This is a genomic window from Paenibacillus sp. Lou8.1, assembly GCF_024213565.1.
GTDB lineage: Bacteria > Bacillota > Bacilli > Paenibacillales > Paenibacillaceae > Paenibacillus > Paenibacillus polymyxa_B.
In genome coordinates this window covers 282,123-294,948 of sequence record NZ_JANAVN010000003.1, presented here as the reverse complement: position 1 = coordinate 294,948, position 12,826 = coordinate 282,123, and the positions used below count along the sequence as shown (strand labels likewise).

Sequence of the window (12,826 nt, the reverse complement as noted above, 5' to 3'; positions counted from 1 at the left end):
CTGATCGCAAAATGCGTAAAAGTGTACTCCTTTTATGTACAAAAGCCCTATCGGGCTTGAAGGTCTAAATCCGAAACTCAAGCAGTATAAGAAAAAACACCATGATTTGAAGGAATCACAGGGTCTAACCCTCCCAAAATATTTCCCAACGGAAGAGCAATACTAAGAAACGCCAAGACCATAGTTACAGAGATTAATGCCTTTTTCATTATGAAGCCCCCTTAATAAAATGGTTTGGTATTGCTCTTGCTGTGATGGTGTTGCCAAATCTCGATAAGTCTCAAACAGAGCAACCAGTGTCCTGAAATCGGCATCCGATTCTACACTGACAGAGAATTGCAGAGAATCAAGGACATAATTTAAGGCAACGGAGTACTGCTTCTTCTTGAAATGGTAAATGGCCAATTGGTTGACCAGTTTTAAATAATATACGCGGTTTGCTCTATCTTCATAACCTTCAAATATCTTAATATCATCGGCAAAATCGTTCAGCAGGTCGTCTATATTCCAATTATTCAGGTTAGCTGCTTCGGCAATACCAACCAATCCTGGAAGTAGCTCCTCGTCATTTTCGTGAAGAAATTGAACGTACTCAGGCAAAAGTTCCCTTCTCCCCGAAAGTAATTCAATCGTAAATAAATTGGCCTTGGCGAGGAAACGGAATCTCTCTACTTCTTCGTGACCGCTCTGATCCAGCCCCATAAACCAACCCATTTCGCTATACTTCATAATATAGTTTCTGGCTTCCTCATACTTGCCCATATTCTGATAGTAAATAGATTTCGCCAAATAACTGTAAGCATAATAAAACACTAGCGGGTGTTTGGTGTCCAATGTCTCATACTTGCCGTCTGCAGCATTTCTCAGTTGGGTGTGATACAGGTTTTCAGCCAACGTATGCAGATAGTCTGCTACTTTGTTCGCTTCATCCCAATCATTATGTGTGTAGCTGATTCTAAACAACTCACAAGCTTTATCGAGTTCGTGGCTGTCCGACAACAAATAAATGGCTTCCCTTTGGTTCAGGACCTCTTCCACTAAAACCTGCCTCCCTATCCTGAAAATTGCGATTACCCCTTAGCACAGCGGCTACTCTTCAGAGGAGTCATGCTATTAGCCTCCATTTTTTGCATACCATTATATTACAAATATAGTCAAAACCTAACTTGAAGTCAATTCAATCATCGCTATCTTCTTTTTTTTGCAACCTTACATTGCTGTGTACGGTTATCGGTTATGAATAGTCGACTCCCCTTATAGAAATAATGCTAAAGAAGACAAAATGTAGGCTCTCTCATGGATGGTTTTTATGATGCTATAGTATCGTGGGGGTAACTACGTTACGAATTAGTGCGTACTTTTCAACCGGGTAGCTGGGCCTTACAATCAAACCTGTGCATGAAACTAAAGTATAGATTGATACTCAACAGAGCATGTACCTGTTCATCAAAATATAAATTCACTTAAGGAGTGAAGTTAATAACATGGAACTTCAATTGGCTTTAGACTTAGTAGATATCCCGCAAGGGATTGCATTGGTAAAAGAAGTAGAGTCGTATATTGATATCGTAGAAATCGGTACGCCGATTGTCATCAATGAAGGACTTCATGCAGTAAAAGCAATGAAAGAAGCATTCCCTAATCTGAAAGTGCTGGCTGACCTGAAGGTTATGGATGCAGGGGGCTATGAAGTGCTAAAAGCTTCCGAGGCTGGTGCAGATATCGTTACGATTTTGGCTGTAGCTGAAGATGCAACAATCAAAGGCGCCGTAGAAGAAGCGAAAAAACAAGGCGGCAAAAAAATCCTGGTGGATATGATCGGTGTTAAAAACCTGGAGCAACGTGCGAAAGAAATTGACGCTCTGGGCGTTGACTACATCTGTGTGCATACAGGCTACGATCTGCAAGCTGAAGGACAAAGCCCGTTCGAAGCACTGCAAACCGTCAAAAAAGTCGTGAAAAACTCCAAAACTGCCGTGGCTGGCGGTATTAAGCTGAGCACATTGGCTGAAGTCGTGAAGGCTCAACCGGATCTGGTTATCGTCGGTGGTGGTATCACTGGCGAGGACGACAAAAAGGCTGTAGCTTCCCAAATGCAACAGCTCATCAAACAAGGTTAACCCCAATGGAAACCTCTCAATATTTATCTGAGGTACTCAAGGAGCTACAATTGGTTCCACAATTGATCAGTGATACGGAATCGGAACAGCTGATCCATTCCATCGCCGTTGCCAATAAGGTATTCGTGGCAGGTGCGGGCCGCTCAGGGTTCATGATTCGCTCGCTGGCAATGCGGCTGATGCATATGGGGATTCAAGCTTACGTAGTCGGGGAAACCGTAACTCCCGGTTTGGGCGAGGGCGACCTGCTCATTATCGGTTCAGGCTCTGGTGAAACCAAAAGCCTGATCTCCATGGCAGAAAAAGCAAAGAAACTCGGAGCCTCTCTGGCGCTACTAACCACTTCTCCCGGTTCCACCATTGGCAAACTGGCCGATATCATCGTCAAGCTGCCTGGTGCGGCCAAGGACCCGTCCAACAAGGACTACCAGACGATCCAGCCCATGGGCTCATTGTTTGAGCAAACCCTGCTGTTGTACGGTGACGCATTGGTACTCAGAACGATGGATCTGCGCAAGCTGACCTCCGAATCTATGTTTGGCCAACACGCCAATTTGGAATAAAAATGCATTCCTTTACGATAGCAAAGCAGGCTGTTCTTTACATGTCACATGTGAAGAACAGCCTGCTTTTATGCTTGTATAAGGCGACGTTCGATACAGCATAGAATAAGACAAAACAAGCCCGGCATGTATTCAAACCATTTATTCGCTGTTCCCTGCTGGCAACGACGGGACTTTGGACGGATCAGCAAGTGCCCAATAGGCATATTTGGCCTTTAACCGTTCGTCGAATAGTAGCGGCTTATCCAACCGGGCTATCGGAAACGTGCTGAGCCACGTATTTCCATCATCCGTACCCCAAATCGTCACATTGCTGATATGTTCCTGCTGTCTTGAAAACATATCGAACAGCGCCCGATAGCGATGAGCCTGCCGGATGAGCATAGATTCTGGAATCGTTTCATAGCGATCTGTGTCATTGGAATAAAGCCCCATATCCAGCTCGGTAATTTGATTATCCAGACCAAGCGAAGCAAACTTCTCTATGGACTGCTCAATCTCGCTAATAGCGGGAAACTCCAGGCGGATATGCGATTGGTGGCCTACCCCGTCAATCGGTACACCTTTAGCGAGCAGATCACGTACCAAATTGTACAGAAAATCCCGTTTCTTCGGCTCATGCGTGTTGTAATCGTTAATGAATAGCCGTGCGTTCGGGCCCGTCACTTCCCTCGTGACACGGAATGCTTTTTCAATATAATCCGTACCGGTAATCTGATACCATTTGCTGCGGCGCATGCCGTCCGGCTGATCAGGATCAATGACCTCATTCACCACATCCCAATCGGTGATGACATTTTTATACCGGGCTGCAACAGCTCGAATATGCGTCTCCAGCCGATCCAGCAAAAGCTTTTTATTTTCAGCAGTCGGCGTCATCGGCTGTCCATTCTTATCCTTGAACATCCAATCCCCAGTTTGGTTATGCCACACCAAAGTATGGAAGCGAATTGCCAGTCCATGCTGTCTAGCAAACTGCACAATTTGGTCTGCTTCCTCCCAATGGAACTGTCCCTCGGACGGTTGTAAGGAGGTCGGCTTCATCGCATTCCCTGCAACGACGCTGTTAAAATGCTTCTGTACCAACTCTCCGTAAGCCCCTTCGGTCTGGAAGGCTTCAATCGCCGTGCCAATGCTAAACTGTCCCCCATATAATCCATACAAAGAAGGAATGTCCTTTTCAATAGCCAGCGGTGGTACAAGTGACAGCTCGAAATCATCCATATAAAAGGAAGACGTTCCTTCTGCCGTTTCCAAATACATAGAAACAGTGTCTGCATCATGCGCAAGCGTATACGTACCAGACAAATGCATCCATCCCCCTGTCGTAGTAGCCGTGTCGCCTACAACAGTTTCATACGCACTATCCCCTTGATGATCACGCTGTACGCTGAGCCTCACCTTGGCAGGCTGCTCACCCGGCGCCAGCTTCACCCAGGCACTGACCGTATATCGGCTGCCCTTTTGCATCGTAGCAGTCACATCCAGCTTGGGTCCGGCATATGTCTTTTGTCTGCCTGTTGTCAGCAGACTGTATGAGCCGCTTCGTGCATCGGCGTCCGAAACCTGTACGGTCTCGGCTCCCATACGGGACACCCATCCTTGAGCCGTACCATCTTCAAACCCGGATACGATACCATTGGCCGGCTCCGTTGGCGTCTTCGATACCTGTGTTATTTCTATCTCATCCACATAGTAGGCCTGCGCGGGATTAGAGCTTTCCACATACAGCTTCAATGCATCCATCCCCCCGGTAAAAGTATATTTCCCCTGAAGTTTGATCCACGATGTATCCGCCGTCTCCGTCTGCGCTACCGTCTTCCATGTCGTAGTCCCGCCTGTGGGCTGCTGCTCCACTGTAAGTTTAACCATGCTCGGAACCGCAGAATGACCATCCAGCTTCACATAGCCACTAATTTCATACTCCACATCCGGCTGCAACAGCGACTTCACATCCAGCTCCGCCCCGTTCCAAGCCGCTGTACGAGCGGTTGCCTTCAGACTGTGCGTGCCGCCATATGCTGCTTCCGTGACGGATGCAATTTGGGTATAAGTTCCTCGAGGCTTCCAGCCGTCGCTGTTTCCTTGCTCAAATCCATACGTTCCAATGGTCTTATGGATACTACCCGCCGATAGCACCATATCCGAAACGGGCGGGGAATGTTCTATAGACGGAGCTGCCTTCGCCACAGACGTTCCCCACCAACCGACAGGCGATAACAACAGCGCTCCAGCCAGTACCAGACAAAAAGGCTTAACCCAACATGACCGCAAAGCAATCCCCCCCGTACTCCAATTTTTTGGAATTGGTATTTGGCACCATTGGTTTTCATTTACTATCCTTTGACACCGCCCAAGGTCATACCCTTCACAAAGTATTTTTGCAAAAAGGGATACACTAAAATAATAGGCACTGAAGCGACAATCGTCATCGTGGCCCGAATCGAGGTAGGCGTGACCGACTTCGCCAGATTTTCCGAACCAGCGAATTGGCTCGCATAGTCCTGACCGTTAACAGACGTGTTAGAATTTTGCAGTATTTTCATCAGCTCATATTGAAGAGTGCTCCATTGCTCATATGATGAATTGTACAAAAACACATCGAACCAGGAATTCCATTGTGCCACCGCTGTAAACAGCGACACCGTCGCCAGTACGGGAACACACAGCGGCAAAACGATGCGCATAAAAGTGGCAAACTCCCCAGCCCCGTCAATACGCGCCGACTCCAAAATCCCTTCCGGCAATCCCTCAATAAAGGAGCGAATGACAATCACATTAAACACCCCGATCAATCCCGGCACGACATACACCCAGAAAGTCCCCAGCATCCCAAGCTCACGAATCAGGAGAAAGTTCGGAATCAATCCACCGCTAAAATACATCGTTAAAATAAAAGCAATCGAAACAAATTTGCGCAGCACATATTCCGGCCGGCTGATCGTGTAAGCCACCATCGCGCAGCAAAACACCGAAGTCACTGTACCCACAACTGTACGTAATACAGAAATCAGCGTAGCATGGAAAATCGTCGCTTCCTTGAATACAAATTCATAATTACTCCACGTAAATTCACGCGGCCACAAATAGATCCCGCCCCGAATCGAATCATTCGCTTCATTTAACGAAACCGCCAGCGTATTTAAAAACGGATACAGCGTGAACACCATCAGGCAGAGCATAAACACGATATTGCACGCATCAAAAATTCGATCCGAGGGCGCCCGAAATCGCCCGTGTACGGCCTTCCCTTTGCCCATGACTTCCGCTCCTTTCTAAAAAATAGTTTAGGCATTTGGATCGCGCACCCTCTGCTATCTCCTTCGAATAGCACAGTCCTAAAAAACAGCCTCTAATGGCCGATAGCGAAGCTGAGCCAACCATGATGGCACATTTACCCAAGGAAGCGCGAGTCACGCGCCTTCCTTAAACTCTCCCCTTGCCACTACCCTCAGTTCTCAAAAAAAGTGACTTTACGGCGGGTAGCAGCGGAGCGGGCGGAATTGTTCTGAAGAAGCGGAGCGTTCGCCTTTATCCCCGGATTTTAACCTATGATCTTTATTCCAATAAGAAAATACGGGGATAACAGCGATCGGAAGAACAATCCGCACGCGGAGCGGCCTTCTCCCCCCATAACTCCCTTTATTCTAGAACAGCCTCTCCTCCCCTAACCGCTTCGCAATATGATTGGCGCTAAACAGTAAGATGAAGCTGACCACCGTTTTGAACATCCCAGCAGCAATGGAAAGCGAGAAATTACCCATCTGAATACCATATTTCAGCACGAAAATATCCAGATTCTCCGAGTAATCCACGTTCATGCCGTTGCCCAGTAAGTATTGCGGCTCAAAGCCGGATTCCAGTAAATTGCCAATGTTCATAATGAGCAGGATGATAAATACAGGCTTCAACCCCGGTAATGTCACATGCCAAATCCGCTGAAAACGCCCTGCTCCGTCCATCTCGGCTGCCTCATACTGCGAGGGATCAATCATCGTCATCGCGGCCAAATAAATGATGGTGTTCCAGCCGACATTTTTCCATACCTCCGATGCACCGAGAATGCCCCAAAAATAGCTTCCCTCGCCCAGCCACAGAATAGGCTCCTTAATCAACCCCAGCCACATCAGCACCTCATTGATGATGCCGCCATCCGCAGACAGCGCCGTACTGATGATGCTAGCCGCGACCACCCACGAAATAAAATGTGGCAGATAGCTGACCGTCTGCACGACCCGCTTGAACATGATCTGACGAAGCTCATTCAGCAAAATCGCTAATGTTATAGCGGTGACAAAGCCCAGCACCAGATTAATAAAGCTCATCGCCAGCGTATTGCGCATGACCCGCAGAAAGTGTTCATCCTGAAATAGAAAATGGAAATGTTTTAATCCGACCCATTGCTGATCGAGCAACTTGCGGGCAGGCTTAAAATCCTGAAAGGCAATCGTCCAACCCCAGATGGGCAAATACTTGAAGATGAACAGCCAGATTAAAAAAGGGACGGACATCCATACCAGTGCCCGTTGCTGATTCAGCTTGTGCATAAATCCCCTAAAGTCGGTTCGCCGCGAGGGCGGCAAATGATCCAAGGAGATCGTGACAGGTGGTGGTGACGAGTGGCCCATAGCTGCTTCCTCCTTTATTTTTTACCGGGATTTTCGATTTTTTTGGCAACCTCCTTCGTGATCAGCTCCTCATACGCCTTTACATCCAGCTTGTTGAATTCAGTGGTGTATTCATTCCAAATCGCATCAAACTGCTCCGGTGCAGACAGCACCAAACGCGGGAAATATTTGCGCTGTAGGTCCCCCTTCTTTTGCTGGAAGAGCTGTGCAGTTGAGCCTTGAGCAATCGGAATACTCCAGGCCGGATACCATGGGCGCTCGTCAGGTGCGGAAAACATTTGCGAGAAGGACTCTACACCATAGACTTTTAGTAGCTTTTTATCTCCCTCGGTGTAGGACATACGCGCAACCTCAGGCTGCCGTCCGGGGCCAACCGAGTTGCCGTCAGGCAGGGTAGAACCGCTACCGTATCGCGGCCAACTGTATTCAAAATATTTGAACCCAAATGATTCGCGGAACGCGTCCTGACCAGTCTGCTTAATTTGCTCCTCAGTTCGGTAAAAGCGTCCTTTTTTATCTACATCATAGGTTTCTCCCTTGATTCCCCAGTTGGATAATATCTGGTTTTCGTCCGTCAGCAGGTTGTCAAAAAATTTGATGATACGCACCGGGTCCTTGGCACTGACCGTAATTCCTATGCCTCGGTTATTAACAAATGACGAAGGATCAATGTACTGATCCTTTATATTCTGGTCGTATACAACAGGCAGCCCTATATACTCCATATCATCATTGCCCGATTGCTTGGAAGCCTCCTGCAGATTATTCAGGGCCTGCCCCGCCTGCCAGCGGTAGTCGAAAAAGCCCAGTACCTTACCCGAGGTCAGCTTCGCCAAATATTGATCGTAATTGTCCACAAAGGACGATTTATCAAATAGGCCCTCTACATTGAGCTGATTTAGCTCTTTCAGATACCGCTTTGTGATTTCCATATCTCCATAATCCGTGGCCCGGTGTGTTTTCATATCAATAATCGTGCCGCCATCATTCGGATAGCCTGCCAGATGCATTGGCGCGTTCGTAAGAGCATAAAACCTATCCTGCGTGGTTAACGCCAGGTACCCAGTCAAGCCCTCATCTGCATGCTTTTTCGCATAGTTACGAATCAGGGCTAAATACTCGTCAAGTGTTTTGATTTTTGGATATCCCGCTTCTTTTAATACCCTGCGTTGCACCCAAAAGGCTCCTTGCTCTAAGTTAGGCGCAGGTAAATAATCGCCTACCACCGCACTTAGCGGCAGAAAGTAAATGTTCCCATCCTCCGCCTTCATCAAGTTGTAGTACGGTCCATATACACGCTTAATATTTGGTCCATATTTGTCGATCAAATCATTCAGGGGAATAAAAGCCCCGGCATCCAGCAGCTTATCGATCGTGCCATCCGGTACTATCACATCCGGGTAATCGTTACTGGCAATAAATGTACCGATCTTCGTATTGGAATCACCCACCAAATGCTCCAGCTTCCAGTTTACCCCCGTCTGATCCTCCAGGATTTTGCCGATCCGCGTTTCATTGGTATTAGTGTCCCTCCCCGCAGTGGCATTAAAATACGTGAATGTGACCTTCTCCTTGCTATCTCCTGACGCCGGCTCCTTGCCCGAGCTCCCTGAGCAAGCAGCGATCATAGACGCCATCATAACCATTACCAGACTGATGATTCCGAACCTTTTGCTTGTCATGCCAGACCCTCCCCTTTCGCCCTCTTTTGTCGATTGTGTGTGAATATCGTGCGCACGTACCTCAAGCGCTGAGAATCCCGCACACTCTAAATTGTAAGCACTTTCATTTTATAAAATGCTGTTCATTTCGTTCACCTGTCAATCTAAAGGTGTTACTTAGAAAACTATAGGTAGAGGTCCTTCAACGCAAATGGACGCCAATCCAGCATCGGCGTCCATGAAAAAACAAATTAGTAATAACGTATTTTCCCTTCTTTGATATAAATCGTTTCATCACATGCATCGGCGACTTGCTGGTCATGCGTTACGACTACAATAGTTTTCCCCCGTATATTTAAATCCTTGAAAATACCCAAAATATTCCGTTCAGAGTGTTCGTCAAGGGAACCTGTCGGTTCGTCAGCCAGTATAATTTCTGGTTCTTGAACAAGAGCTCTTGCTATCGCCACCCGCTGCATTTCACCACCAGACAACATATCAACAGAATGAAAACCTAATTTTTCTAACTCTAATGCTTCTAAAACATCTTCCACCATATGACTTATCTTTGCTTTAGGGTATTTACTATATTTTAGGGGTAAAGCCACATTATCGAACACATTTTTGGTATCAATCAGAGCATAATTTTGTAAAATAAATCCTATTTTTTCTCTTCTGAAATCTGCTAATTGATTTAGAGTTTTAGTTGTCAGATCTTCTTGCTCATACATGTAAGTTCCACTGTCCGGTTTGTCTAATCCAGCAATTATATTTAGCAAAGTGGATTTCCCTGAACCGCTCCTACCCATAATTGCTGTCATAGAGCCCCTTTTAATACTCAAATCTACACCCTTTAATACTTCCAAAACCCTCTCTCCCACCTTAAAAGCTTTGTGAAGATTATTTATTGTAATCATTAAAACCAATCACTCCATTCGTTTTAAAAACATACTAACCTGTAACTTCCTGATCTTGTAGTAAAGTAGAAGTGTAGACAACGCAAATATAATTAGCATGCTCAGCAATATCGTAATGAAGTAACTCCCCATTTTAAAGTTAATAAAATAAGTATACAGAAATAGACTAATTAAACCTGGTACTATCACCAAAAATGCTATCTCTGCAATAAAATAGAAAAGTATATTCATTATCGTTGCTCCAGAGATCAAGTGAATAGATAAGTTTTTCATATTTTTCTCTAATTTAGTTACCATTAAAATCGAAATGCTAAGAATACACACTACAAATATAGTTATAGCTATAACACTGAGTACCATGATGTTCTCGTGTAGCGCTGAAAAAATAAAATTTAATGGTGGGCTGTTTGCTCCAAGAACTTGGGTATCATAAAAACCAGTCTTTTTTTGGGCTTCTTCTACCTTGCTCCTTACAAAGTACTCGGTTTCTGAACTCCAAATGTCCCCATTAATCAATTGGAGATAGTGTTTCTGTTGAAAGTTAAAGTCTTCCTTAGTATCTGGGACACTTGTAAACTGTTGTGCGGGCATAATAATATACCGATCAAGATATATTTCCGGGTTATTAGCATTAAAAACAAGTGAATCCTTTTTAACAAACCCTTTTACATAAAACTCAAAATCTTTAAACAAATATTTTCCTTTTAAAATATCTCCTGCTTTATATAGTTGCTTATATTCTGCTCCTAGGAGTACAGGAATGCTTGTATGACCCACATGATTAAAATCATGTGCGGTCAAGTTCTCCCCCTCATCTGTTTCAATGGAAAACTGATCTAGTCCTTGTTTATTAATTTGTAAAGCTTTTATAGAAACATAAGGGCCTTTGTTATTGATAGTAAAGACATTCGGTTCAAATCCTTGTTCATAATCCTGTGAAAATTTCGCCTTGTCCGCTCCTTCAAAATGAATGAGGTCAACAGGCTGCGTAAAAATGTAGATATACTTCTCACCTATATGTTTCTCTACATAATTATAAAAATTTTTAATTTTGGTTAAGAACATCGGTTTATTCATAAGTTTTTTTAATTCATCACTATTCGTTAGAGTGTCTGATAACTGGAAACTGTCTTGTGCCCCTAAGGCTGCTGTTTTACTTGATTTCGTAACTAAATGATTAAAATTCAAAAATAAAACAGTAACTAAAAAAAACAAAATAGTAATTTGAAGGAGAATAAATATCGTTGTACTTTTGTTCTTTTGTACGCTTTCTAAAACTTCACTGTATACCATTCTCATTTAAACTTAAGTCCTTTCCTGATCTACCTATCTTTTTGACAGTAACGGATATGGAAAGATAAGAAGATAAGAGAATTAATACGTAGCCTATAAGCAAATATTGTACGTACAGTTCAATATTTTCTGTTGAAGCCCGAGCGATCAAAAATAAGAAAAGGCTTATTGTACATATAAGCAAATAAGACAGGGAGACGGCTACATAATATCGTTTGGAGAATTTCGCTATCACTTTCTCTGACTTAATTCCCATAATCCATAACCAATTTATTTCAGTTTTCTTTTTATCGTACCAATTCATAGTAAATATAACACTGGAGCAAACTAACAACAGAAATACGGTAATTATGATCGTATTACGATATATATCTATGCCCACATATCTCTGTGCTCCAGCATCACCGCGGTCAAATACATTCACCTTAACGCTTAAGTTTTCAAAAATTAAATAGCCATTTTTGAGAACAGAGGACACTGCGGGAGAATTTAGTACATAGATATTATTTAGGTGAGTTTGTTGACCAAGGGCATCCAAGTTTAGTAGCACCGTTGTATCCAGAGTTGATGGATAGGCCGCCCCCATAGAACCTATGACTTCAAATTTTTCTCCTTGGAACAGATAATACCGTCTGCCGTCAAGAGAAGTAAGTGCTGATTCAGCAATACGTTGTCCAATTACAGCATACTTATGATCACTATAAAAATCGTCCTCATTAAAAAATCTCCCTGCAACCATTGGTGGCTTATATGTATCCTCTTTATAATAAAGAGCTCGCACATTCATTTCCCCAGTTTCAAGCTCCTTGAATATGGTAAATGGGTACGTTGTTCGGAGCTTACGCCAGTCCCATTCGTGAGCAGTATTTTGATCTACCATAAAGAATAAACTATTTTCTTGGTAAAGACCTCTGGACAAGGAGTCTAATTCTTTTTGTTGTACCATGTAATAACTCACAGAGATCATAATCATGCTCAATAAAAAATACAGTACGAATATTGGTATTAGTCCATTTCTAGAAATTTCCTTCAGCTTACTTTTCATTTCAAATACCTCTCGTAATAAAAGGTGAAATTGTTAAAGAAACTAACAATCTCACCTTCTTTAGTTTTTAATTATTCTTGGCTACCGCCGTAAAAAGTTCTCGCTACAAGAATAGCTTCACCATAACCAGTGACAGCCCTGGTACGATCCCACCCCCATTGTCTATCGCTATCAAGACGTACACTTCCTGCCCAAGTTAATTGTGCTCTGGAATAGTGATATTCACCCTCCCACTTTGTTATAGCAACGGCTCTTTCTAAATCTGAATTTCCTGGCTTAGCTTCCGTATAACCTTGGTGATCTGGAACACTTTTCGCAGCACGTAAGGAAAGCTCTTGATGAGAAATATTATTAGAAAAATTACCCTCCCCTTCAATCCAACCTCCTTCAATGGTGCTAGAAGCATAAGCAGAGGCGGAAATTGAACCAATAATAGCAACAACCGCTAGGGACTTAATTAACTTTTTAGTAAACTTCATCTCTTCCTCCAATAAAAAATTAGTTATATTTGAAAGCTGGCCAGCTATTCAAAACTTCATTGGTGTTAAGATATCCAAAGACTATTTCTTATAATTAATTTAGTATATATTCATATTTAC

At 43.9% G+C, this 12,826-nt stretch carries 11 protein-coding genes; 2 read left to right on the top strand and 9 right to left on the bottom strand.

All coding sequences use genetic code 11. The features are described from left to right. Positions 1 to 162: 162 nt before the first annotated feature. Positions 163 to 1,038: a DNA-binding protein gene (locus tag NLX78_RS06175; RefSeq protein WP_254349907.1), complete on the bottom strand. Its 876-nt coding sequence runs from the start codon at positions 1,036 to 1,038 to the stop codon at positions 163 to 165. 446 nt (positions 1,039 to 1,484) lie between these two features. Between NLX78_RS06175 and hxlA the strand changes: the two genes are divergently transcribed. Both hxlA and hxlB read left to right on the top strand, forming a co-directional pair. Further along, on the top strand, positions 1,485 to 2,120 hold the full coding sequence (gene hxlA / locus NLX78_RS06170; RefSeq protein WP_013312540.1) for a 3-hexulose-6-phosphate synthase: 636 nt from the start codon (positions 1,485 to 1,487) through the stop codon (positions 2,118 to 2,120). A 5-nt stretch (positions 2,121 to 2,125) separates the two neighbouring features. Beyond that, entirely contained in the window at positions 2,126 to 2,683 is a 558-nt protein-coding gene (gene hxlB / locus NLX78_RS06165; RefSeq protein ID WP_254349906.1) for a 6-phospho-3-hexuloisomerase, read from the top strand. Between the two features lie 141 nt (positions 2,684 to 2,824). Here hxlB and NLX78_RS06160 read toward each other — a convergent pair whose 3' ends face one another. The 8 genes from NLX78_RS06160 to NLX78_RS06125 form a co-directional block, all read right to left on the bottom strand. After that, positions 2,825 to 4,957 (bottom strand): endo-1,4-beta-xylanase, encoded by a 2,133-nt coding sequence (locus NLX78_RS06160; RefSeq protein WP_254349905.1) that lies wholly within the window; start codon positions 4,955 to 4,957, stop codon positions 2,825 to 2,827. Between the two features lie 62 nt (positions 4,958 to 5,019). Then, positions 5,020 to 5,943 carry a carbohydrate ABC transporter permease gene (locus NLX78_RS06155; RefSeq protein ID WP_069290649.1) on the bottom strand — a complete coding sequence of 308 codons (924 nt, stop codon included), beginning with the start codon at positions 5,941 to 5,943 and terminating at the stop codon, positions 5,020 to 5,022. A gap of 387 nt (positions 5,944 to 6,330) precedes the next feature. Beyond that, the gene (locus tag NLX78_RS06150; RefSeq protein WP_254349904.1) at positions 6,331 to 7,311 is read right to left on the bottom strand and encodes an ABC transporter permease; all 981 of its coding nucleotides are present in this window, start codon (positions 7,309 to 7,311) and stop codon (positions 6,331 to 6,333) included. A gap of 14 nt (positions 7,312 to 7,325) precedes the next feature. Beyond that, positions 7,326 to 8,993 (bottom strand): ABC transporter substrate-binding protein, encoded by a 1,668-nt coding sequence (locus tag NLX78_RS06145; RefSeq protein ID WP_254349903.1) that lies wholly within the window; start codon positions 8,991 to 8,993, stop codon positions 7,326 to 7,328. Positions 8,994 to 9,223: 230 nt separating this feature from the next. Next, on the bottom strand, positions 9,224 to 9,889 hold the full coding sequence (locus NLX78_RS06140) for an ABC transporter ATP-binding protein (RefSeq protein ID WP_254349902.1): 666 nt from the start codon (positions 9,887 to 9,889) through the stop codon (positions 9,224 to 9,226). Between the two features lie 9 nt (positions 9,890 to 9,898). After that, positions 9,899 to 11,182, bottom strand: coding sequence for an ABC transporter permease (locus NLX78_RS06135; RefSeq protein ID WP_254349901.1), 1,284 nt, complete (start codon positions 11,180 to 11,182; stop codon positions 9,899 to 9,901). Then, a complete protein-coding gene (locus tag NLX78_RS06130) occupies positions 11,169 to 12,227 on the bottom strand; it encodes an ABC transporter permease (protein ID WP_254328132.1) in 1,059 nt (352 codons plus the stop codon). Before NLX78_RS06130 ends, NLX78_RS06135 begins: the two co-directional genes overlap by 14 nt. Positions 12,228 to 12,298: 71 nt before the next feature. After that, positions 12,299 to 12,706: a hypothetical protein gene (locus tag NLX78_RS06125; RefSeq protein WP_028540831.1), complete on the bottom strand. Its 408-nt coding sequence runs from the start codon at positions 12,704 to 12,706 to the stop codon at positions 12,299 to 12,301. Between the last annotated feature and the right edge of the window lie 120 nt (positions 12,707 to 12,826).